Here is a 23,205-nt window from a genome sequence, read left to right on the forward strand (position 1 = left end):
AAATTGGAGTACGTTCTACTTTAATCTTTTAACTTAGCTCTTATTTAAAAGTATATCCTTCTTTTTCTAAGGCTTCTTTTAAAATTGCCATTCTTGCGAAAACACCGTTCTGCATTTGTTTAAAAACTCTTGAACGTTCACATTCTACAAGGTCTGTATCAATTTCCACTCCTCTGTTGATTGGAGCTGGGTGCATGATAATCGCCTCTCTTTTCATCGCTTTTTCTCTTTCTTTCGTCAAACCGTATTTTCTGTGATAATCTGAAGCCGAGAAACTCATTTTTGCATCGTGTCTTTCGTGCTGGATTCTTAATAACATCAAAACATCCACTTCATTAATCAGCTCATCTACTGAAAGATAGGTCCCGTTGATCAGAGCACCTTCGTCAAACCATTGTTCCGGTCCTGAGAAGTAAACTTTAGCGCCTAATCTTCTCAAAGCTTCTGCGTTTGAATTCGCAACACGACTGTGTTTTACATCACCTACAATCCCAATTTTTAAACCTTCAAATTTTCCGAATTCCTGATAAATAGTCATCAAATCCAGCATACATTGAGATGGGTGATTTCCGGTTCCGTCTCCCCCGTTGATGACAGGAATTTTAATTTGAGTTAATTCGTCAAAATATCGGTCTTTCTTATCTCTGATTACAACAAGATTTACTCCAAGACTTTCAATAGTTTTTACCGTATCATAAAGACTTTCTCCTTTGTTTACCGAACTGTGAGACGCATCAAAAGGAACCACCTGTAATCCCAGCTTTCTTTCAGCAATATCAAAACTTGTTTTCGTCCTTGTACTGTCTTCGAAGAAAAGGTTTGAGCAAAAAACTTCCCCTTCAATTTTGGCAGTTTTTCCGTTTGCAAAAGCCAGTGCTTCTGTTACTATACTGTTGATTCTCTCGGTGCTTAGTTCTGTAATCGTAAACATAATATTTTAATTTTTTCACAAAAAAAAAGCGAAGAAAATATCTTCGCTTACTATAAATAAATATCGTAAAGGGCGTCTACGCCCGGTAATTCTAATGATATAAATACTGTGTTATTCATTAGGTGCAAAGATACAAAAATTTTACAAACCACCAAAACCAAAGTTTCAAATAAATTAAAAAACTTTAATCTCTCCTTATTTTCATTTTTAAATACTATTTTTGTTACAACTCAACCTTATTATATGGATTTAAAAGACAAAATGATTCTCAGTATTATTCAGGAAGACTCTACTTATTCGGTGAAAGAAATTTCAGAAAAGATTGGTCTTACCTTTACTCCGACCTATGAACGTATCAAACAATTGGAGAAACAGGGAATTATTGAGAAATATGTAGGTCTTTTAAACCGTGAAAAATTAGGTCTAAATATTGTCGTTTACTGCAACGTCCGTCTGAAAGAACAATCTCAAAAAGTATTGGAAACATTCGAAAAAAACATCGGAAAACACGATGAAGTTCAGGAAATAATCAGTCTTTCCGGAGAATATGATTATATGTTGAAAATCATTGCTAAGGATATTAATTCTTATAATGAATTTGCCGTAAACATTATTTCAAACATTCCTAATATCGGACAATACCACAGTTCTATCGTACTTCACGAGGTAAAAAAATCCACTAAGTTTAAAATTGATTTGGATTAAAATTTTATTTAAACCTAATTTTTTCTTAATAAATTAAAGATGCTTCGACTTCGCTCAGCATGACATCTCTAATACTAACGTTTTTTATTAGCGATTCATTTGTAGCGTTGTCATGCTGAGCTTGTCGAAGCATCTCATCATCAATCTTAAACATTCTTTTGTTTAAAATCAACCCAATAATTTATTTTTCAGTTTATTAAACTGATATTCTATTTTATCTAAACATAGATTTCCAATACTTCCCTGATGAGTATGATTCAGATTTCCGATTTCAAAATCAAACTCATTATTTTCAATCTCCTGCCCTACTTTTACATACGCATCACGGAATGAACTCCCATTTTTCACCTCTTCATTTATTTTCTCTACGCTGAAAAGATATTTATACTTTTCGTCTTCCAGAATTCCATCTTTCACCTGAATATTTGGCAATGTATAACTTAAAATCTCCAAGCATTCTTTTAAAGAATCAATGGCAGGGAAAAGAATTTCCTTCGTCAGCTGCATATCTCTGTGATAGCCTGAAGGCAGGTTATTTGTTAACAAAATAAACTCATTCGGCAACGACTGGATTCTGTTGCAACGTGCACGAACCAATTCGAAAATATCAGGATTTTTCTTATGTGGCATGATGCTGCTTCCCGTTGTAAACTCTTTAGGAAAGCTTATAAAATCAAAATTCTGACTTAAATACAGGCAAACATCATAAGCAAATTTCCCCAATGTTCCTGCCAAAGTTGCCATTGCCATCGATAACATTTTCTCTGATTTTCCACGCGTCATTTGAGCATACACCGAATTGTAATTCATCGATTGGAAACCTAAATTATAGGTCGTACTCTCACGGTCGATCGGGAAAGACGAACCATAGCCCGCAGCAGAACCCAATGGATTTTTATTAATGATATTTTTAACCGAGAACAACATTTCAACATCATCTAGCAATGCTTCAGCATATGCTCCAAACCACAATCCAAACGATGATGGCATCGCAATCTGTAAATGCGTATACCCAGGAAGCAGAACATTTTTATGCTGATCTGCCAGTTTGATTAATATTTGAAAGAATTCATCTGTCAGTGCCGCAATTTCACGAATTTCATCAACTAAATATAGTTTGATATCCAATAAAACTTGGTCATTTCTTGAACGTGCTGTATGAATTTTTTTTCCTGTATCCCCTAATTTTTCAATTAAGATAGATTCTACCTGCGAGTGAATGTCTTCCGCAGTTTTATCAATTTCAAAAGTTCCGTTTTCGATATCTTTCAAAATTTCTTCCAAAACAGATAACATCTGCTCTGATTCTTCATTGGAAATAATTCCAACTTCGGCCAACATTTTACAGTGCGCCATCGAGCCTTTAACATCATATTTTGCTAAACGCTCATCAAAGTCAAGATCTTTTCCAACTGTAAATGTATTGACTAATATATTGGTGGCAAGGTCATCTTTCTGCCAAATTTTTTTCATATTTTTTTCTTTAAAAATTTAGTTTGTTTTGACAACTCAGCAGGACACCCTTATTATTTTGTACAAGCAATAAACATTTCCACATGTAAAGCCTTTCATTTTTAATTGTAAATTTTTGCATAAATCTTTATTAAAAATATTCAAACTTCATCGCCTGCTGAGTAAGGTCAAAACATTAAAAAAACTAACTAAAATAAATTGTTTGGAATGGAAGTATGAAGCTGGATGCTGGAAGTTAATCCTCACACCTCACCATTCTACTTCTTCCCTATATTTTTTGAAAACTGAAAGAGTTTTATTGTAACACTCAAAAACCTCCTTCATCCCTCTTCCAGCTTCCAGCCTATAAAACTTTCTCTAGAATTTCGATATAAATCTCAATTCCTTCTTTTATTTCATTGATGTAAATAAATTCATCCGCCGTATGGGAGCGCCTGCTGTCGCCAGGACCGATTTTCACTGATGTACAAGGAATAATCGCCTGATCGGATGAAGTGGGTGAACCGTAAGTTGTCCTTTCGATTTCCAGACCGGCCTGTACAAAAGGATGTTCCATTTCAATTTTTGATGAATTTAATCTGAAAGACCTTGCCGTTAAGGTCGATTTCATCTGCGCCTGAATAATTTCAAACGCTTCTTTATTAGAATATTCATCTGTAACCCTCACATCCAACGTGAAAGCACACGATTCCGGAACTACATTATGCTGAACTCCGGCATGAATTCCCGAAAGCGTAACTTTAACTTCACCTAAATAATCTGAAACCTTCGGAAATTTGAAGTTTAAAATTTGCTGCAAATCTTCCATACATTTCACAATCGAGTTATCGTCATTAGGATGAGCGGCGTGAGAAGGAGTACCTTTCATTTCCCCGTCAATGACCAAAAGTCCTTTTTCCGCAATCGCCAGATTCATCTGCGTTGGCTCTCCTACAATAGCGAACTCCACATTCGGAAGCTGCGGAAATAAAGCTTCGATCCCGTCAAACCCTGAAATCTCCTCCTCAGCCGTCAAAGCAATAACTAAATTATATTTTAAATCTTCTTGAGCATAAAAATGTAAAAAAACCTGCGCCATCGAAACCAGAGAAGCCCCCGCATCATTACTTCCCAATCCGAATAACTTTCCATCCTTCTCAATGGCAAGAAACGGATCTAAAGTGTAAGCTTTATTTGGTTTTACCGTGTCATGATGGGTATTCAACAAAATTGACGGCTTGAAAACATCAAAATTTTTGTTCACCGCCCAGATATTATTTTTAAAACGTTTTGTTGGAATCTGATGTTTTTTGAAAAAATTTTCAATCTCCATCGACGTATTAAATTCATCCTTGCTGAATGACGGAATCTCAATCAGTTTTTTCAACAAATCTACTGCGTTATTCAGTAATTCTTCTTTATTATAAACAGATTTCAGTTCCTGCATGATGATTTTCTATATGGTTTTTTAGTTCGGTTTCTTTAATTAAGAATACCTTATTGACTTTATTTTTCACAGCTCCCAAAGCGTTTTCTAACTTTGGAAGAATTCCTTTATGAAGTCTCCCTTCCTCTTTTAAGATTGAAAACTCTCCTTCGGAAATATTTTTTATAACAGATTCTGGATTGTTTACATCTTCCAAAACGCCTTCTTTATCGAAACAATACAACAATTCAACATCATATTTTATTGATAAAGCCTGAGCAATCACCGAAGCAATCGTGTCTGCATTTGTATTAAAAAGATGTCCTTTTTTATCATGAGTAATCGCAGAGAATACAGGAACCAATTCAAGCTTCAATAACTTTGAAATCAACTTTCTGTTGACGCTTTTTTCAGTAATATCTCCTACAAACCCGAAATCTATTTCGGCGTGTTCTCTTTTTTTAGCCTTAATTAAGTTGGCATCAGCCCCCGAAAACCCCATTGCTTTGCATTTTTTATGCTGAAGTTTCGCCACAATATTTTTGTTGATTCCTCCCGCATATACCATTGCTACAATATCCAATGTATCTTTATCTGTGATTCTTCGTCCGTTAATCATTTTTTGTTCAACGCCTAGTTTATCAGCCAATGTGGTTGCTAATTTTCCCCCTCCATGAACCAGAATTTTCTTTTCCTGAATATCAGAAAACTGCTCCAGAAATTCGTTCAATAATTCCTCATCATCAATTAAAGCACCTCCGATTTTTATGATGTATAATTTTTCCTTCATTACAAACCTTTTTTAGAACCTTGTCAAGGTTTGCGATTGTAAATCTCATAGGTTTTTAAAACCTATGAGGTTTAGTTGTTAAGAATTCAAACCTTCCAAAATTTCAGAAAAAACCGCCTGAGCAGAGAAAATTCGGTTTTTTGCCTGTTGGTAAATGATAGAATTTTCGCCATCCATTACCTCGTCACTCAATTCCACGTTACGACGAACCGGAAGACAGTGCATTACTTTTGCCTGATTGGTATTTTCAAGTTTTTCATTCGTCAGCATCCAGCTTTCTTTTACTTCAGGTATTGCTGCATAATCATCAAAAGACGACCAGTTTTTCACATACACAAAATCTGCATCTTTTAACGCTTCATCCTGATTATGGATTATTTTAACATCTTTGGTGAAGTTTTTATCCAAATCATAACCTTCAGGATTCGCAATCACCAATTCCACATCCATTTCCTGCATCCATTCTGCGAAAGAATTTCCTACCGCATGGGCAATTGGTTTGATGTGAGGAGCCCAAGTTAAAACCACTTTCGGTTTTTTTTCTTCCTTCCAGTTTTCTGTAATCGTGATACAATCTGCCAAACTTTGTAAAGGGTGACGCGTTGCAGATTCCAAAGAGATAACCGGAACTTTTGCATGTTGCTCGAACTGACTTAAAATACTTTCGTTAACATCATCTTCCTTGCTTTTCATTCCAGCGAAACAACGAACCGCAATGATGTCACAATATTGATTTAACACTTCAATAGCATCTTTTATGTGTTCAACAGTGTCGCCGTTCATCACAGCTCCGTCTGCAAATTCCAGATTCCAGGCCTCTTGAGCTGCGTTTAACGTTAATACATTTAAGCCTAAATTTTGTGCCGCAATCTGACTGCTTAAACGGGTTCTCAAACTTGAATTTAAAAAGACAAGTCCAATTGTTTTTCCTTTTCCCTTTTCGGTTTCCGAAAGAGGATTTTCTTTAATTTGTAAAGCTTTTTGTATGATTTCCTGTAAGTTTTCAACATCACTTACAGAGGTAAATTTTTTCATTTTGAATTGATTTTAAACCAAAAAGTTTTAACACATTAGTACACTTTAAAAGTTTTATAATATTGAAATACTTAGAACACATGAGTTGAAAATCAAAGATTTTCAAAATCTTAAGTGAACTTCTTCAACTTTATTTTTTAACTTAATTAAACTAAAGTGGTTAAAATTTTGTGGTTAATTAAAATTTAAAGATTTTCTAAAACAGTTTTCAAAGCACTGATGAATAAATCAGTTTCTTCTTTTTGAATGTTAAGTGCCGGAAGAATCCTCAACACAGCCTTATCATTGGAGTTTCCGGTGAAAATATGATGATTGTACAACAGGCTGTTCCTCACTTCTGAGCAATCCCTATCGAGTTCAATTCCAATCATCAAGCCTTTCCTTCGGATCGTTTTAATATGTGGAAAATCTTTAATTTCATTTTCAATATATTCGCCCATTTCCTGAGCATTTTGGATGAGATTTTCATCTTTCATCACGTCTAAAACGGCAATCGCAGCGACACAAGCTAAGTGATTTCCGCCAAATGTTGTGCCCAATAAACCGTTGCTTGCCTTAAATTTCGGATGAATCAAAACACCACCGATTGGGAAACCATTCCCCATTCCTTTTGCTGTTGTAATGATATCGGCTTCAATTCCAAATTCCTGATGAGCAAAGAAATATCCGCTTCTTCCATAACCGGACTGAACTTCATCTAAAATCAAAACCACATCATATTTTTCGCACAGTTCTTTGATTTTCGTTAAAAATTCAACCGTTGGAATCATAATTCCTCCAACTCCCTGAATTCCTTCAATAATTACGGATGAAATTTCACTTCCCTGATTTTTAAAAACAGTTTCAAGCTGTTCTATATTATTCCATTCAGATTTAATAAATCTTTCGTCATAGTTTACCGGAGCAACAATTTTAGGATTATCAGTGACAGAAACCGCGGCTGAAGTTCTTCCATGAAACGAGCCTGAAAAGTAAAGAACCTTGCTCTTTCCGTTGTGGAAAGACGCCAGTTTTAAAGCATTTTCATTTGCTTCAGCTCCTGAATTACATAAAAACAAGTTGTAATCTTCCAACCCTGAAAGTTTTCCTAATTTTTCAGCCAATTCATTCTGCAATTCATTCTGAACCGAATTTGAATAGAAAGATATTTTATCTAACTGGTTTTTTAATTGAGTTTGATAATGCGGATGGTTGTGCCCGATAGAAATCACTGCGTGACCTCCGTAAAAATCAAGATATTTTTCTCCTTTATCGTCCCAAAGAAATGATCCCTGAGCTTTTACCGGATTTATGTTGAATAATGGATATACGTTGAATAAATTCATTTTCTAGTTGATTGTTGTTGGTTGATAGTTGTTAGTTTTACAACTTCATCTTTAAATTTTTCTTTTCTAATTTTTCTTTTGTCTTGAAACAAAAGAAACAAAAGTTCAAGACTTGGAAACTTTCGCTAAAAATTTAAATTAAATCCTAAAATCCCCAAAACTCGCACGAATTGAAGATTTGTTCTTCGATTGAAAGCTTGCCTAGTGCTCAAACAGTGGGAATTTCTTAACGGATTAAATTTCAATTTTCTTAACGCTCCATTTTCCTAGGTCGGTTTTGATTCGAGTTTTTAAAATTAATTAAAAACTACGATAGAGATGCTTCGACAAGCTCAGCAGGACAAACCTTTTACTTTGATATTAAAATGCTACTGGTTTCAAGTTTAATCCTGAATTTTCTTCCCAGTCCATTGCAAGATTCATGTTTTGAACAGCCTGCCCGGACGCTCCTTTCAACAAATTGTCAATCGCTGAGTGAATAACCGCAAAATTTCCACTCTTTTCTATATGAATCACACAGCGATTGGTATTGACAACCTGCTTTAAATCAATTGCTTTTTCGCTTACCTTTACAAAAGGTTCATCTGCATAAAAATCCTTAAACAATTGATGAATATCTGAAAGTTCTAAATCTGTCTTCACCGTGGAACTCGTAAAAATCCCTCTCGCAAAATCCCCTCTCCATGGAACAAAATTCAGACTGATTTCATTTGTATTAAAAGAAACTAATTGCTGTAAAATCTCATCCACATGCTGGTGGGTCAAAGTTTTATAGGCTGAAATATTATCATTCCTCCAGGTAAAATGCGTCGTTGCCTGCAAAGACTGACCCGCTCCTGTAGAACCTGTAATTCCCGTTGTGTACACTTCATTCAACAATCCTTTTTGAGCTAATGGAAGCAAAGCCAGTTGAATCGCCGTAGCAAAACATCCCGGATTTGCAATACTTTTCGCTCCTAAAAGTTGTTTTTTGTTAATTTCAGGCAGACCGTAGATAAAACTTCTGTTTGCGAAATTTCCATCTAAACGAAAATCATTTCCTAAATCGATGACCAAAGTTTCATCTTTTACTCCATTTTGAGCCAGCCAATTCTGACTTTCTTTGTGAGGAAGACATAAAAATAAAATATCTACCTCTTCAGGCTGATCTGTTAAAACCATTTCACAAACCGTCGTTAAATCCGGGTACAAATCTGAAATTTTTGTCCCCGAATTCGAACGACTATATAAAAAACTCAAAGACACATGAGGATGAAAAGCCAGCAGACGAACCAGTTCGCTTCCTGTGTAACCGTTGGCACCGATAATTCCTGCTGTTTTATTAATTTCAATCATTTTTATTTTTGCCATAGGTTTCACCTACGGCTACTGTTATTGAACCCTGCGGGTTCTCTGTTTATGTTGATCTTTTTTAATCCATAGGTTTCACCTACGGCTATTCCTATTGAACCCTACGGGTTCATCATCAAAACGCTGAATTAATCTGATGATATATATTTAAGGAATTACTTACAATTTTCGTGTAGCCTTTCACATCTTCGCCTGTCCATGCTCTGTTTGCTTCGCCATAACTTCCGAATTTATCGGACATTAGATCATGCTTAGATTCAATTCCATTTAAGATAAATCTGTACGGATGAAGCGTTACAAAAACTTTTCCGCTTACTGTTTTTTGAGAATCATCCAAAAAAGACTCGATATTTCTCATCACAGGATCTAAGAAAAGTGCTTCGTGAAGCCAGTTTCCATACCAGTCAGACAATTGAGATTTCATCATCTGCTGATATTTTGAGAGCGTATGTTTTTCCAATAAATGGTGTGCTTTGATAATCACAGACGCTGCTGCCGCTTCAAAACCTACTCTTCCTTTGATTCCGACAATTGTATCTCCAACATGGATGTCACGACCGATTCCGTAAGCTGAAGCTAATTCTTCAATTTTTTGAATGGCATAAACCGAGTGTTCAAAATTTTCACCGTTTACCGCTACAACTTCACCATTTTTAAACTCAATTTCCAGTTCTGAAGGCTGAGTTTCTTTAATTTGCGAAGGAAAAGCTTCTTCAGGAAGATAATTTCTTGATGTTAAAGTTTCTTTTCCACCGACTGAAGTTCCCCAAAGTCCTTTATTCACAGAATATTGTGCTTTTTGGAATTCCATTTCATAACCGTGGATTTTCAAAAACTCAATTTCTTCTTCGCGAGATAAAGCCATATCACGAATTGGCGTAATGATTTCCACATTCGGACACATTACTTGGAAGATCAAATCAAAACGTACCTGATCATTTCCAGCTCCCGTACTTCCGTGAGCGATGGCATCAGCCCCGATTTCAATGGCAAATTTTGCAATTTCCTGCGCCTGAATCGTACGCTCAGCACTTACAGACAAAGGATAGGTATTGTTTTTCAACACATTTCCAAATATCAAATACTTCACACAAGAATTGTAATAATCCTCCTGAGCATCTACACACCTGTATTCCTTTACCCCAAGATTGAAGGCTTTTTTCTCCAGTTCTTTTTCCTCTTCTTTAGAAAAACCTCCGGTATTTACAGTGACTGCATACACCTCATATCCAAGTGTTTCACTCAAATATTTGGCACAGTAAGAGGTATCGAGACCTCCGCTAAACGCTAAGATTACTTTCTTGCTCATTTCTATATTGATTTTCGGGCTGATTACTTACAACACCATTTACTTTATTATTATCCGGAACGAAAAGCATTGCTGTACAAAGGCAGTTTTTACGTTCTTTTTTCATTAAAATTTCATAATTCACACAGTTTTTGCAACCGTTCCAGAATTCTTCATCCTGTGTCAATTCAGAATAAATAACAGGTTTGTATCCTAAGTCACTGTTGATTTTCATGACTGCCAAACCTGTTGTCAATCCAAATACTTTCGCATTCGGATATTTATCTCTAGATAACTGGAAAACTTTATTCTTAATTAAAGTTGCGACTCCTCTGTTCCTGAAATTTGGTGAAACAATTAATCCGGAATTGGCCACAAACTGACCATGCGACCAGGTTTCTATATAGCAGAAACCTACCCACTCTCCATTTTCAGTAGCTACCACAGCATTGCCTTCTGAAATCTTTTTACTTAAATATTCTATGGAACGTTTCGCAATACCCGTCCCTCGTCGCTGTGCAGAATCGTACATTTCCTGCTGTATTTCACTCACATACATCAGATGTATGGATGAGGAAATTTCTATTTCCATTTATTTATCTGAATTTTTTGGCAAATTTAAAACATAATAACTTTAAAAACCAAATAAAAAAGATAATATTTTTGTTTTAATGAAATACACAGGTAAAATTATCTTTACATTGAATTAACATTTTGCTAAGTTATTATATATTTGCTAAAAAGATATAGTTATGGAAAATCAATGCCCAAAATGCAATAGCTCTAAAGTGGTGAAAAGCGGAATCGTGAACGAAAAACAACGCTTCCTCTGCAAAGACTGCAACTATTATTTTACGGTTAAAAAGCTCGGAAAAAAAATAGACGATTATTACGTAACAAAAGCATTACAACTTTATCTTGAAGGTTTAAGCTTCCGCGAAATAGAGCGAATCATAGGCGTTTCTCACGTTACGATCAGCTCCTGGATCAAGAAATATAATATCACAAGACCACCCCACTCAGAATTCCATCCCGTGTATAAAATTTTAAAACAAAATGAGCTCATTGAATATATGTCCAAAGAAGAAAACTTAAAAAATTCAGGTTTAATTATCACTCAATTTGCCGACAAATATATGCTGATCAAATGGGAAAGATTTAAAAAATAGGATTTTTGGGATTATAAGTTTTGAATTATAAGTTATGAGTTTATTTATCATGCATGAAACAACTTAAAACACAATAAATCAATATACTAAATTTAAAAATTAAAACATTTTAAAAACTCATAATTCATAACTTAAAACTCATAACTATATAATTAGCACTAATATATATTAAATTTCTTCAAACAAATTATTAATTACAATTTGGTCTTCATAAAAAACAACGCCAAAAATTGATAATTTATGAAGAAATCACTCACTTTTATTGGATTGGCTTTAATCAGCAATTCTTTATATTCTCAAGGTTCGCCTGATTATGGAAGTGGACTGAAAATTAACTTAAATCAGCAAGGCGATAAATACGTCAGATTTATTTTGTGGGACCAATTTTGGTTGAGAAACACCCAAATGAACCCAGGAAGTATGGTGGGTGGTGAAACTACTGACAATTCCTGGAGTCTAGGCAACAGACGATTACGCGCTCTGGCGTATGCTCAGATTTCCAAAAGATACATGATTTTAGCGCATTTTGGAATTAATAATCAAACATTTATCAACGGCGGTGGCTCAGGGACTTCAGGAACAGGAGGTTACGGAAATGGTAAAAAACCACAAATGTTTTTCCACGATGCCTGGAACGAATACGCAGTTATTTTACCTGGAGAAGCTGGAAAATTCAGTTTATCTTTAGGAGCGGGATTACATTATTACATGGGACTTTCCCGTATGACCATGGCTTCAACATTGAATTTCCTTACCGTTGATTCCCCTATTTTTTCATGGCCTTTGATTGATAATTCCGACCAATTTGCAAGGCAATTAGGAATGTTCGCGAAAGGAAAATATGGAAAATTTGAATATCGTTTTAGCTTAAACAAACCTTTTGCAACAGATTTAATACCTACAAACGTTACAGATCCAGCAAAAGCTATAGCCGTCGACAACAACGGAAATCCAAACTTTTCAAAAGCAGGTTATGTTGAATATCAATTTTTGGATGAAGAATCGAATTTATTGCCTTTCAAAGTGGGTTCTTATCTGGGAACGAAGAAGGTTTTCAATGTAGGTGCAGGTTTTTATCATCAAAAAGACGGAACACGAACTTCCGTGAATTCAAACATAGAAAAACACGACATTACACTCGTTGCCGTGGATGCTTTCGCAGATATTCCTTTGGGAAATGCAAAAAATAAAATGGCGGTTTCAGCATATGCAGGTTATTACAACTATCAATTTGGACCGAATTATATCAGAAATTTAGGAATTATGAATATCGCTTCATCAGATCCAAATTTCATCGGTGATAAAGCCATTGCAGGACCGGGAAATCTACAACCAACCATCGGAACAGGTAATATTATCTACGCACAAGCTGGTTTATTATTACCAAGTCAGGCCGAGAAGCCAAAAATCAGAATTCAGCCGTTTGCAGCGTATACACACAAAAACTTTGAAGCTTTTGATAAATCTTCATCACAATTTGATGTCGGTGCAAACTGGTTTATCGATGGTCATCATGCGAAAATCACTACACAATATTCTACAAGACCAATGTACACAAGCCCAACGGAAAGCCCGAAATCTAAAGGAGAATTTATTGTACAGTTTCAGATTTATTTATAAAACTCAGAAAACTCAATATCAATTAAACTAACATCAAAATTCAAGCAATATGAGCGAAAATCATCACGATGCCTACGAAAATATGACCGACAAGCAGAAAAACCGCACGATTTGGAGCGTTATCACTGCCTCATCACTCGGCACATTGATAGAATGGTATGACTTCTATATTTTTGGAAGTTTAGCCATCGTTTTAGCAACGAAATTTTTCCCAGCAGACAACCCGACCGCAGCATTTTTATCTACGCTTGCTACTTTTGCTGCAGGATTTGTGGTAAGACCTTTCGGCGCTTTGTTCTTCGGAAGATTGGGAGATATTATCGGAAGAAAATACACTTTTTTGGTAACTTTATTAATCATGGGATTCTCAACATTCCTTATCGGGTGCATCCCAAGTTATGAAACCATCGGATTTATGGCACCTGTTTTAGTTTTAATTTTAAGATTATTACAAGGTTTAGCTCTAGGCGGAGAATATGGAGGTGCCGCAACTTATGTCGCAGAATATGCACAACCTCACCGAAGAGGTTATTGGACTTCATGGATTCAAACGACAGCAACAGCAGGACTTTTCATTTCATTAATTGTAATTTTAATTACCAAAAACACCCTTTCTGCAGAAGAATTCGATGGTTGGGGATGGAGAGTTCCATTTTGGATTTCCATTTTAATGGTCGGTGTTTCTTATGTCATCAGAAAAAACATGAAAGAATCTCCTCTTTTTGCAAAGGCTAAAAGTGAAGGCAAAACTTCAAAAAATCCTTTGAAAGAAAGTTTCGGCAATAAATACAATTTCAAATTTGTCTTACTGGCGTTATTCGGAGCCGCAATGGGACAAGGGGTAATTTGGTACACAGGGCAATTTTATGCCATGAGTTTCCTGCAAAAAGTAATGAATGTAGAATCTGCACAGGTTGATTCATTAATGGCAACGGCTTTACTTTTAGGAACCCCATTCTTCGTATTTTTCGGTTGGTTATCTGATAAAATCGGACGAAAAGCCATTATGATGACCGGAATGCTAGTCGCTATTTTAGCCTACAGACCGATTTATGATGCGATGTTTAAAAGCGTAAATCTTGAAACCAAAACAGTCGCAGCCAACGGAATTACAGAAAAAAGAACCGCAAAAATTCATAAGGATATTGCGACTGATAGCTTAGTGACTTTTCATAAAGAAACTCTTTTCACAGACGGAACTTTAATTAAAAAAGACAGCGTTGTGCATTGGTCACCGAGCGGAGCAGTCATAAAAGACGGAAAAGCCGAAGAAGCAAAAGTTTCACAAACAGTAAAATTAGCTGATAATACAAAATGGTATTTGGTATTTCTGGTTTTCATTCAGGTGCTTTTTGTGACGATGGTGTATGGCCCGATTGCAGCATTTTTGGTGGAAATGTTCCCGGTGAGAATCCGTTATACCTCAATGTCTCTGCCTTATCACATCGGAAACGGAGTGTTTGGAGGATTGCTTCCGGCAGTTGCCACCTATTTAGTAACAACAGGAAAAGATGCTGGTCACGCAACATGGTATCTGGAAGGACTTTGGTATCCGATTGGAGTTGCCGCAGTCTGTTTACTCATCGGATTATTTTATCTTAAAAATAAGAACAATAATATTCACGATTAAGCACAGAATCACTTAAAAATTTATTAATTTTAAAACTACTAAAATGAACGGACTAAAAAAAATATTAGGCATACTCTGGATAGCCATTGCGCTGGTGGTGGGATATTTCGGAATTACAGTGTTGGGAATTCCAAAAATCTCTTCAGGGAAACAGGAAGACTTGGTTTTCGGAATCATTATCTTATTTGTTCTGATGCCGATTATCTCAGGTGGATTAGCAATTTTCGGTTACTATTCGCTGACAGGAGAATATTCTGATGAAAATGTTTAAATAAAAATAAGTTAGTGGTAATTGGCGGATAATTTCTGTCCGTCAATTATCTTTTTAATTATGAAAAAGAGACACGAACAAAAGCTGATCATTCTAAGCATCGGACTTCTGATAGCATTCAGCATTCCTATTTCATTGTTATTCAACAGTGAGCAGAAAGTTTTCGGCTATCCGATGATCCTGATCTACATTTTCGCTGTCTGGATGGTTTCCATCATTATTTCTTTTGTAATCGTAAAAAAATATGATGAGTAGTTTCGCGTTATTTACCGTGGTTTTGTTTTATCTGGCACTTTTATTCTTAGTCGCTCATTTGGCGGAGAAGAAAAAAAGTAAGCTTTGGATTAACAATCCTTACATCTACGCGCTTTCTTTGGCGGTGTACTGCACAGCCTGGACATACTACGGAAGCATTGGAGTTGCAGCGACAAGCGGCCTCAACTATCTCCCGATTTACATTGGTCCCATCATGGTAATTCCGGCATGGATTTACATTAATACCCGAATTGTACGGATTTCAAGAGTGAATAAAATCAGCAGTTTGGCAGATTTCATTTCGTTGAGATACGGCAACAGCAGAAGCTTCAGTGCAATTATTACGATCGTCTGCCTTTTGGCTATTGTTCCCTATATTGGTTTGCAGATTAAAGCTATTTCCGAAACTTTTCATTTAGTGACAGAAACTCCAATGTCGAATGATATTTTAACAGATAACGCAACTTTTGTTGTTGTCTTAATTGCTTTATTTTCTTCCTATTACGGAACAAAATACGTTGACGCTTCCGAAAAACGGTTGGGAATTATTTCAGCGATTGCTTTGGAGAGTTTTCTGAAACTTTTTTTCATTATTATTTTAGGATTTTTCGTGATTTATTTTGTCTTTGACGGATTTTCGGACATCTATGAAAAGGCGAGTAAATTTGAAGATTTTAAAGCAAAAAATACGTTCAACGGAATTGAGGGTGCGATGAACTGGATGGTGCTTTGTCTGATTTCAGGAACAGCGATTTGCATTCTCCCGAGACAGTTTCACACCGCGATTGTGGAGAACAGACAGGAAAAACATATCAAAACAGCGATTTGGTTTTTTCCTCTTTATTTATTGATTTTCACCATTTTTATCTTTCCAATCGCTTGGGGTGGAAGGCTAATTTTTGATGGGCAAAACGTTAATCCTGAGTTCTACTCTATTTTAATTCCGCAACATTTTGGCAATACCTGGATTACGGTTTTTGTTTTTCTAGGAGGGTTAAGCTCTTGTATTTCAATGATTATTATATCTGCAATTACTTTGTCCATCATGCTTTCAAACAATTTGATTATTCCGTATGGTTTATTAGGAAAATTCAAATCAGAAAATGAAGTCCAGAATACGAGAAATATTACCAATATCCGAAAATTCAGCATTTTCGCACTGATTATCATGGCGTTTGCCTTTTACAAATATTTTATTTTAAAAACTTCGCTGGATTCAGTAGGTTTGATTTCATTTGTGGTGATCGGGCAACTTGCACCTGCTTTTTTTGGCGCTATTTTCTGGCGAAGAGGAACTTATAAAGGTGCCGTAATCGGGCTATTGGCAGGATTGGCAATTTGCTATTTCGGGTTGATTATTCCTCAATATTATTTCTCTTACAATCAGGAACTCAAAGGCGTTTTGAGAGAAATGTATAATGCTTTTGACTTTTTTAAAATTTCGTTTTTGGGAAGAATTCCACAGATTTTCTTTTGGTCGATTTTAGTTAATACAGCACTTTTCAGCATCATTTCCGTAAGCGTAAAAGGAAATTATCGGGAAAGAAATTTCGCCGAATTATATGTTGATATCGATAAATACATTCAAAACCACGAAAATGCTTTCATCTGGCGCGGAACGGCTTATGTTTCAGATATTAAAAATATTCTGGAACGATTTTTAGGTAAAAACAAGACAGAACAGGCGCTCAGAATTTTCAATTTAAAATATAATATTGATTCCCAGACTGAAACCGCAGATTCAAGATTTATCAAATTCTCGGAAAACCTTTTGGCAGGAAGAATAGGGACCGCTTCAGCAAAAATTTTAATTGAAGGAGTAACCAAAGAAGATAAAATTTCGTTAAAGGAAGTTTTAAACATTTTAGAAGAATCTAAAGAAAATATTACACTTAATAAAAAACTGACCGAACAGTCCGAAGAACTTCAAAAACTATCCGATGATTTACGGAAAGCCAATGAAAGTTTAATCATCAAAGACCATCAAAAAGACGATTTTCTGGATTCCGTTGCCCACGAATTAAGAACTCCGATTACCGCGATTCGTTCAGCCGGAGAAATTTTAGCAGACGATGACGATATTCCCTTAGACATCAAAAGAGAATTTTTAAATAATATCATCACAGAATCTGACAGGTTGAGTGAAATTATTAATGATATTCTGTATCTGGATAAACTTCAACATGGCGAAATTGTTTTACATATTCAGGAAAATAATATTATTGAAACGTATAAAAAAGCATTAAATCCGCTTTTACATCTGATTCAGCAGAAAAATATTCATTTGAGTGAAGTCAATCTTCTCAATAACTTTTTGTTTGAATATGACGAAGCAAGGATGATTCAGTTATTTCAGAATATTTTAGGAAATGCTTTAAAATTTACGGATGAACAGGGAACAATTCAGGCTAAACTATCTGAAAAAGAAAATAACTTAGTCATTAAAATTTTCAACACCGGAAAACATATTCCCGAAGAAGATCTGGAAATGATTTTTGATAAATTTTACCAATCGAAAAATCAAAACATTTTAAAACCAACCGGAAGCGGACTGGGATTAGCCATTTCTAAAAAAATCGTTCAGGCTCAGGGCGGAACGATAAAAGCAGAAAACAGCGGACTGGGCGTAACTTTTACGATTACTTTACCCAGAGGAAATGGAATTGAGGACAGAGAACCCGAAGGGTTCAACAACAATAGCCGTAGGTGAAACCTATGGAAGAAATAAAACACAAACCAGAACCCGACACGGTTCAATAATAAAAACACAAATGAAAAATGGGAACATATCGATAAATATTTTATCATATCGTTTTCGGAACAAAACATCGGGAACCAACAATTAATGAAAATAATGAATCAGAGCTATACAAATATATTTGGGGTATTTTAAAGAATAAAAAATGTAAATTATATAGAATTAATGGAATGCCAGACCACATTCATATTTTTTGTGATCTGCATCCCAACATCAATCTCAGTAATTTGGTAAAAGATATAAAAGTTGCAACCAACTTATGGATGAAAGAATCGGCAATGTTTCCTGAATTTGTCGGATGGCAGGAAGGCTACGGAGCATTTACCAGTTCAATGAGAGATAAGGAAAGAATTATAAATTATATAAAAAATCAAAAAGAGCATCATAAAACGGAAAATTTTGAGGATGAATTTAAAAAGCTTTTAGCAGAACATGGAATCGAACCAGAACAAACATTAAATTAATAATATTCAACCCTTTCGGGTTGGTTTATTGCGAATTATAATACGTATTCCATATTCCATAGGTTTTACCTACGGCTATTAAAATTGAACCCTTCGGGTTCTCTATTAAAAAAGAAAAAACAATGAAGTTGAACACAGCTAAACATACAAAAAGCACCTTATGAAAAAGATAATTATTGCGGATGATGAGCACAAAATATTAATGTCACTGGAATACAGTTTTAAGAAAAACGGCTACGATGTATACATTGCCAGAGACGGAACCGAGGTTTTGGAGTTTTTAAAAACCATGATTCCGGACGTTATTTTACTGGATATTATGATGCCGAATCTGGATGGTTACAGTACATTGGATATCATTAAACAAGACGAAAAATTAAAAGATACAAAAGTCATTTTTCTGAGTGCAAAAAACAACCCGAGAGATATTGAAAAGGGGTTGGAAATGGGAGCCGATGCGTATGTTACAAAACCTTATTCTATTAAGAAATTGATGCAGCAGATTGAGGAAATGTTTGAATAGACCAAAGAAGATAGAGAAAAGACTTCCACACCAGTCATTGCGAACGAAGTGAAGCAAACTCAAATAAAACATGAAGAGATTGCTTCGTCGCTACGCTCCTCACAATGACCCCAAACACAAAAATTAATATGAATACAGACGATTTATTTAAACAAAGCATAGAAAATAAAGAGAATTTCTGGAAGAAACAGGCTCAGGAAATCGACTGGTTTGAATTCCCTACCCAAATTCTTTCAAAAGACAAAAATGAATATTCTCAATGGTTTTCTGATGGAAAGCTGAATATGTGTTATTTATGTATTGATAAACATATTGAAGACGGTTTTGGAGAGCAGATCGCGATCGTTTATGATTCCCCTGTTACCAATCAAAAGAAAACCTATACTTTCAGTCAGGCGAAGGAAGAAATTTCAAAACTGGCGGGAGGTTTGGCTTCTTTGGGACTGAAAAAAGGAGATACGGCTGTTATTTACATGCCGATGATTCCACAGACGCTTTTCGCCATGTTAGCCTGTGCGAGAATTGGCGTCATTCACAATGTGGTTTTTGGTGGTTTTGCACCGAATGAATTGGTAGTAAGAATTGACGATTGCAAGCCAAAAGCATTAATTACAGCAACAGCCGGAGTAGAAATAGCCAAGAGAATTCCATACTTACCTTTGGTTGAAAAAGCAATCGAATTAGCACAGGATAAAGTTGAAAATATTATTGTTTACAACAGAAAATTAGTAGATAATCAACACGAAATGTTTGAGGGACTGATTGATTATGAAGAATTAGTTCAACAATCAGCACCTGCAGATTGCGTTTCTGTTGAATCTACCCATCCGCTTTATTTATTATACACCTCAGGAACAACAGGAAAACCTAAAGGAATCACGCGTGACACAGGAGGTTACGCTACAGCTTTGAAATTTTCCATGAAATACATTTACGGCGTTGAACAAGGAGAAACGTATTGGGCGGCATCCGATTTTGGTTGGGCTGTCGGCCACAGTTTTTCAGTTTACGGACCATTAATTAACAGAAATACCACTATTATCTTCGAAGGAAAACCTATTATGACGCCGGATGCGGGAACATTTTGGAGAATCATTTCAGAATATAAAGTTTCGGTGATGTTTACGGCTCCAACAGCAATTCGAGCGATAAAAAAAGAAGATCCGAATGGAGAATTGGTTAAAAAATACGATTTAAGCCATTTCAAAAAACAATTTTTGGCGGGTGAAAGATGTGATGTTGCTACGTTAGATTGGTTTGCAGAGCACATCGGAGTTCCTGCGATCGACCATTGGTGGCAGACAGAATCCGGTTGGCCGATGTTGGGTTTAATGACTTTTGATGAAAATTATAAAATTAAAAGAGCTTCCGCCGGAAAACCAATTCCGGGCTATGATATTAAAATTTTTGATGAAAACGGATACGAATTGGATGCCCACCAGGAAGGGTATTTAATTATCAAACTTCCACTTCCACCTGGAGCTTTGCTTGGAATCTGGAATGATAATGACCGATTTCAGGACAGTTATTTATCACAATACAAAGGCTATTATTTCTCCGGAGACGGCGCGATAAAAGATGAAGACGGTTATATTTTTATTACAGGACGAGTTGACGACGTTATCAATGTTGCAGGACACCGGCTTTCGACTTCGGAAATGGAAGAAATTGTTTCATCACATCCTGATGTTGCAGAATGTGCGGTGGTCGGAATTGATGATGAACTGAAAGGACAAATTCCTTTTGCATCGGTTGTTTTAAAGAACGGATCAACAATTTCAGAAAAAGAGGTTGAAAAAGATATTGTAAAATCAGTTCGTGAAAAAATAGGAGCTGTAGCCTGTCTTAAAAATGTAATGACTGTCAAGCGTTTGCCCAAAACACGTTCAGGAAAAATTTTAAGAAAACTGATAAGAACACTATTAGACAGGAAAGAATTTCAGATTCCGTCGACGATTGATGATGAAAAAATTATAGAAGAAATTCAGCAAAAAATCGAGGTATATAGGGCTTAAACAAGAAATTAAGTATAAATTTAAAATAAATAAAATTCAAATTTCAAAAACGAAAGGGATATGAGAAATTACCTAATAGAAGATTTGCCACACTATTTTGAAGAGTATAAAAAGTCTATCAAAAATCCTAAAAAATTCTGGGACAAGATAGCGGATCAAAATTTCGTATGGTATCAGAGATGGAGCAAGGTCGTAAAATATGATATGAATGAAGCCAAAATCACTTGGTTTAAAAATGCTAAATTAAATATTACAAAAAACTGTCTGGACAGGCATTTGGCCGTAAGAGGAGAAAAGACAGCAATCATTTGGGAACCGAACGATCCAAAAGAAGAAGCACAGCATATTTCTTACAACGAATTATACACAAGAGTCAATAAAACAGCCAATGTTTTAAAAGGTATGGGCATCGAAAAAGGCGACAGAGTCTGTATCTACCTTCCGATGATTCCTGAACTGGCGATTACGATGTTGGCTTGTGCGAAATTAGGTGCGGTTCACTCCGTTATTTTCGCCGGATTTTCCGCTTCTGCTGTTGCTTCAAGAGTGAATGACTGTGAAGCTAAAATGGTCATCACATCCGATGGAAGCTACAGAGGAAGTAAGGTTTTAGACTTAAAAAGCATCGTTGATGAAGCGTTGGAAAAAACACCAACCGTTGACAATGTTTTGGTGGTAAAAAGAACGCATAACGAAATCAAAATGAAGGACGGCAGAGATCATTGGATGGCTGATTTATATGAAAAAGCATCTGCTGATTTTGTGACTATCATTATGGATGCAGAAGATCCATTGTTTATTTTATACACTTCCGGTTCTACTGGAAAACCGAAAGGAATGCTTCACACATCCGCAGGTTACATGGTTTACACGGCTTATACGTTCAAAAACGTATTCAATTATAAAGAAAATGATATTTATTGGTGTACTGCCGATATCGGCTGGATTACAGGACATTCGTATATTCTTTACGGACCATTATTAAACGGTGCAACAACCGTAATTTTCGAAGGGGTTCCTACATATCCTGAACCGGACAGATTCTGGGAAGTTATTGAAAAGCATAAAGTAACTCAATTCTACACAGCTCCGACTGCAATTCGTTCTTTAGCTAAAGAAAGCACAGAATGGGTGGATAAACATGATTTAAGCTCATTAAAAGTGATCGGTTCTGTTGGTGAACCTATTAATGATGAAGCCTGGCATTGGTTCAACGATCATGTCGGAAAGAAAAAATGTCCAATTGTTGATACTTGGTGGCAGACTGAAACAGGAGGAATTATGATTTCGCCACTTCCTTTTGTAACCCCGACGAAACCAACCTATGCCACTCTCCCATTGCCTGGAATTCAACCCGTTTTAATGGATGATAAACGTAATGAAATTTCAGGAAATCAGGTGACGGGAAATCTTTGCATCCGCTTTCCTTGGCCGGGAATCGCAAGAACAATCTGGGGTGATCACCAACGATATAAAGAAACGTATTTTTCAGCTTTCCCGGGCAAATATTTTACAGGTGATGGAGCTTTGAGAGATGAGGTTGGTTATTACAGAATTACGGGCCGTGTGGACGATGTCGTTATCGTTTCAGGACATAATCTAGGAACAGCCCCGATTGAAGACAGCATCAACGAACACCCTGCTGTAGCTGAATCAGCGATTGTTGGTTATCCTCATGACATTAAAGGAAATGCTTTATATGGCTTTGTAATTTTAAAAGATTCCGGAGCCGACAGAAAGCAGGAAAATCTGGTAAAAGAGATCAATCAGTTGATTTCAGATCAGATTGGACCGATTGCAAAACTGGATAAAATTCAGTTTGTATCCGGGCTTCCGAAAACACGTTCAGGGAAAATTATGCGTAGAATTCTGAGAAAAATTGCGGAAGGCGATTTCAGTAATTTCGGGGATATTTCTACTTTACTGAATCCGGAAATCGTGGAGGAAATTAAAAATGAAAGAATATAAATATTCATATCATATCATATATTAACAGAAACGGACTGATACGTCCGTTTTTTTTATTTTTAAGATTCCTCTACAAACGCGTAATTACAATTAAAATATGCTGTTTCGTTTTAAATCTGCAGAAGAATTTAATATTTCAATTAAAGAATCATTTAAACACATGTTCAATAGGCATTATCATAAATTTTAACAATATTTTATAGATAAAATAACATAATTAAAATTTTATT

19 protein-coding genes and 1 pseudogene are annotated in these 23,205 nt (G+C 35.7%); 11 read left to right on the forward strand and 9 right to left on the reverse strand.

Annotation, left to right across the window (positions count from 1 at the left end; translation table 11 throughout):
- Window positions 1-40 precede the first annotated feature (40 nt).
- Window positions 41-931 carry an aspartate carbamoyltransferase catalytic subunit gene (locus tag M2373_RS16585; RefSeq protein ID WP_259112171.1) on the reverse strand — a complete coding sequence of 297 codons (891 nt, stop codon included), beginning with the start codon at window positions 929-931 and terminating at the stop codon, window positions 41-43.
- A 243-nt stretch (window positions 932-1,174) separates the two neighbouring features.
- Here M2373_RS16585 and M2373_RS16590 point away from each other — a divergent pair, with 243 nt between their 5' ends.
- Entirely contained in the window at window positions 1,175-1,636 is a 462-nt protein-coding gene (locus M2373_RS16590) for an Lrp/AsnC family transcriptional regulator (RefSeq protein ID WP_259112172.1), read from the forward strand.
- A 168-nt stretch (window positions 1,637-1,804) separates the two neighbouring features.
- On the opposite strand, the gene argH is transcribed toward M2373_RS16590, so the two are convergent.
- The 8 genes from argH to M2373_RS16630 form a co-directional block, all read right to left on the reverse strand.
- Entirely contained in the window at window positions 1,805-3,109 is a 1,305-nt protein-coding gene (gene argH, locus M2373_RS16595) for an argininosuccinate lyase (protein WP_259112173.1), read from the reverse strand.
- Window positions 3,110-3,452: 343 nt separating this feature from the next.
- The gene (locus tag M2373_RS16600) at window positions 3,453-4,535 is read right to left on the reverse strand and encodes a M20 family metallo-hydrolase (RefSeq protein WP_259112174.1); all 1,083 of its coding nucleotides are present in this window, start codon (window positions 4,533-4,535) and stop codon (window positions 3,453-3,455) included.
- Window positions 4,510-5,304, reverse strand: coding sequence for an acetylglutamate kinase (gene argB, locus M2373_RS16605; protein WP_259112175.1), 795 nt, complete (start codon window positions 5,302-5,304; stop codon window positions 4,510-4,512). Before argB ends, M2373_RS16600 begins: the two co-directional genes overlap by 26 nt.
- Before the next feature lie 78 nt (window positions 5,305-5,382).
- A complete protein-coding gene (locus tag M2373_RS16610; RefSeq protein ID WP_259112177.1) occupies window positions 5,383-6,339 on the reverse strand; it encodes an N-acetylornithine carbamoyltransferase in 957 nt (318 codons plus the stop codon).
- Window positions 6,340-6,524: 185 nt separating this feature from the next.
- Window positions 6,525-7,664 (reverse strand): aspartate aminotransferase family protein, encoded by a 1,140-nt coding sequence (locus tag M2373_RS16615; protein ID WP_259112178.1) that lies wholly within the window; start codon window positions 7,662-7,664, stop codon window positions 6,525-6,527.
- A 360-nt stretch (window positions 7,665-8,024) separates the two neighbouring features.
- Entirely contained in the window at window positions 8,025-9,014 is a 990-nt protein-coding gene (argC, locus tag M2373_RS16620; RefSeq protein WP_259112180.1) for an N-acetyl-gamma-glutamyl-phosphate reductase, read from the reverse strand.
- Between the two features lie 115 nt (window positions 9,015-9,129).
- Complete coding sequence (argG, locus tag M2373_RS16625; RefSeq protein ID WP_259112183.1) at window positions 9,130-10,323, reverse strand: argininosuccinate synthase; 1,194 nt, start codon at window positions 10,321-10,323, stop codon at window positions 9,130-9,132.
- Window positions 10,295-10,894, reverse strand: a complete 600-nt coding sequence (locus tag M2373_RS16630; protein ID WP_259112185.1) for a GNAT family N-acetyltransferase — start codon at window positions 10,892-10,894, stop codon at window positions 10,295-10,297. The genes argG and M2373_RS16630 overlap by 29 nt, the downstream gene beginning before the upstream one ends.
- A gap of 160 nt (window positions 10,895-11,054) precedes the next feature.
- On the opposite strand from M2373_RS16630, the gene M2373_RS16635 reads away from it, so the two are divergent.
- From M2373_RS16635 to acs, 10 genes and pseudogenes are all read left to right on the forward strand, one after another.
- Window positions 11,055-11,471 carry a terminase gpP N-terminus-related DNA-binding protein gene (locus M2373_RS16635; protein ID WP_259112187.1) on the forward strand — a complete coding sequence of 139 codons (417 nt, stop codon included), beginning with the start codon at window positions 11,055-11,057 and terminating at the stop codon, window positions 11,469-11,471.
- A gap of 240 nt (window positions 11,472-11,711) precedes the next feature.
- Complete coding sequence (locus tag M2373_RS16640) at window positions 11,712-13,091, forward strand: porin (protein ID WP_259112188.1); 1,380 nt, start codon at window positions 11,712-11,714, stop codon at window positions 13,089-13,091.
- Window positions 13,092-13,140: 49 nt separating this feature from the next.
- Window positions 13,141-14,721, forward strand: a complete 1,581-nt coding sequence (locus M2373_RS16645) for an MFS transporter (protein WP_259112190.1) — start codon at window positions 13,141-13,143, stop codon at window positions 14,719-14,721.
- 43 nt (window positions 14,722-14,764) lie between these two features.
- Entirely contained in the window at window positions 14,765-14,992 is a 228-nt protein-coding gene (locus M2373_RS16650) for a DUF6814 family protein (RefSeq protein ID WP_259112191.1), read from the forward strand.
- Between the two features lie 60 nt (window positions 14,993-15,052).
- Window positions 15,053-15,247, forward strand: a complete 195-nt coding sequence (locus M2373_RS16655) for a hypothetical protein (RefSeq protein WP_259112193.1) — start codon at window positions 15,053-15,055, stop codon at window positions 15,245-15,247.
- Window positions 15,240-17,957, forward strand: coding sequence for a sensor histidine kinase (locus tag M2373_RS16660; protein WP_259112372.1), 2,718 nt, complete (start codon window positions 15,240-15,242; stop codon window positions 17,955-17,957). The genes M2373_RS16655 and M2373_RS16660 overlap by 8 nt, the downstream gene beginning before the upstream one ends.
- A gap of 98 nt (window positions 17,958-18,055) precedes the next feature.
- Window positions 18,056-18,469: an IS200/IS605 family transposase gene (tnpA, locus tag M2373_RS16665; protein ID WP_259112373.1), complete on the forward strand. Its 414-nt coding sequence runs from the start codon at window positions 18,056-18,058 to the stop codon at window positions 18,467-18,469.
- 160 nt (window positions 18,470-18,629) lie between these two features.
- Window positions 18,630-18,992 carry a response regulator transcription factor gene (locus M2373_RS16670; RefSeq protein WP_259112194.1) on the forward strand — a complete coding sequence of 121 codons (363 nt, stop codon included), beginning with the start codon at window positions 18,630-18,632 and terminating at the stop codon, window positions 18,990-18,992.
- Window positions 18,993-19,120: 128 nt separating this feature from the next.
- On the forward strand, window positions 19,121-21,007 hold the full coding sequence (locus tag M2373_RS16675) for an AMP-binding protein (RefSeq protein ID WP_259112196.1): 1,887 nt from the start codon (window positions 19,121-19,123) through the stop codon (window positions 21,005-21,007).
- A 54-nt stretch (window positions 21,008-21,061) separates the two neighbouring features.
- A pseudogene (gene acs / locus M2373_RS16680) lies at window positions 21,062-22,975 on the forward strand (acetate--CoA ligase); the annotation flags it as partial.
- Window positions 22,976-23,205 lie beyond the last annotated feature (230 nt).

Source organism: Chryseobacterium sp. JUb7 (genome assembly GCF_024806495.1).
GTDB lineage: Bacteria > Bacteroidota > Bacteroidia > Flavobacteriales > Weeksellaceae > Chryseobacterium.

Bases quoted from the DNA above. Each gene is read 5' to 3' on its own strand.
- M2373_RS16585 (WP_259112171.1), bottom strand. From the start codon at position 931: ATGTTTACGATTACAGAACTAAGCACCGAGAGAATCAACAGTATAGTA.
- M2373_RS16590 (WP_259112172.1), top strand. From the start codon at position 1,175: ATGGATTTAAAAGACAAAATGATTCTCAGTATTATTCAGGAAGACTCT.
- argH (WP_259112173.1), bottom strand. From the start codon at position 3,109: ATGAAAAAAATTTGGCAGAAAGATGACCTTGCCACCAATATATTAGTC.
- M2373_RS16600 (WP_259112174.1), bottom strand. From the start codon at position 4,535: ATGCAGGAACTGAAATCTGTTTATAATAAAGAAGAATTACTGAATAAC.
- argB (WP_259112175.1), bottom strand. From the start codon at position 5,304: ATGAAGGAAAAATTATACATCATAAAAATCGGAGGTGCTTTAATTGAT.
- M2373_RS16610 (WP_259112177.1), bottom strand. From the start codon at position 6,339: ATGAAAAAATTTACCTCTGTAAGTGATGTTGAAAACTTACAGGAAATC.
- M2373_RS16615 (WP_259112178.1), bottom strand. From the start codon at position 7,664: ATGAATTTATTCAACGTATATCCATTATTCAACATAAATCCGGTAAAA.
- argC (WP_259112180.1), bottom strand. From the start codon at position 9,014: ATGGCAAAAATAAAAATGATTGAAATTAATAAAACAGCAGGAATTATC.
- argG (WP_259112183.1), bottom strand. From the start codon at position 10,323: ATGAGCAAGAAAGTAATCTTAGCGTTTAGCGGAGGTCTCGATACCTCT.
- M2373_RS16630 (WP_259112185.1), bottom strand. From the start codon at position 10,894: ATGGAAATAGAAATTTCCTCATCCATACATCTGATGTATGTGAGTGAA.
- M2373_RS16635 (WP_259112187.1), top strand. From the start codon at position 11,055: ATGGAAAATCAATGCCCAAAATGCAATAGCTCTAAAGTGGTGAAAAGC.
- M2373_RS16640 (WP_259112188.1), top strand. From the start codon at position 11,712: ATGAAGAAATCACTCACTTTTATTGGATTGGCTTTAATCAGCAATTCT.
- M2373_RS16645 (WP_259112190.1), top strand. From the start codon at position 13,141: ATGAGCGAAAATCATCACGATGCCTACGAAAATATGACCGACAAGCAG.
- M2373_RS16650 (WP_259112191.1), top strand. From the start codon at position 14,765: ATGAACGGACTAAAAAAAATATTAGGCATACTCTGGATAGCCATTGCG.
- M2373_RS16655 (WP_259112193.1), top strand. From the start codon at position 15,053: ATGAAAAAGAGACACGAACAAAAGCTGATCATTCTAAGCATCGGACTT.
- M2373_RS16660 (WP_259112372.1), top strand. From the start codon at position 15,240: ATGAGTAGTTTCGCGTTATTTACCGTGGTTTTGTTTTATCTGGCACTT.
- M2373_RS16670 (WP_259112194.1), top strand. From the start codon at position 18,630: ATGAAAAAGATAATTATTGCGGATGATGAGCACAAAATATTAATGTCA.
- M2373_RS16675 (WP_259112196.1), top strand. From the start codon at position 19,121: ATGAATACAGACGATTTATTTAAACAAAGCATAGAAAATAAAGAGAAT.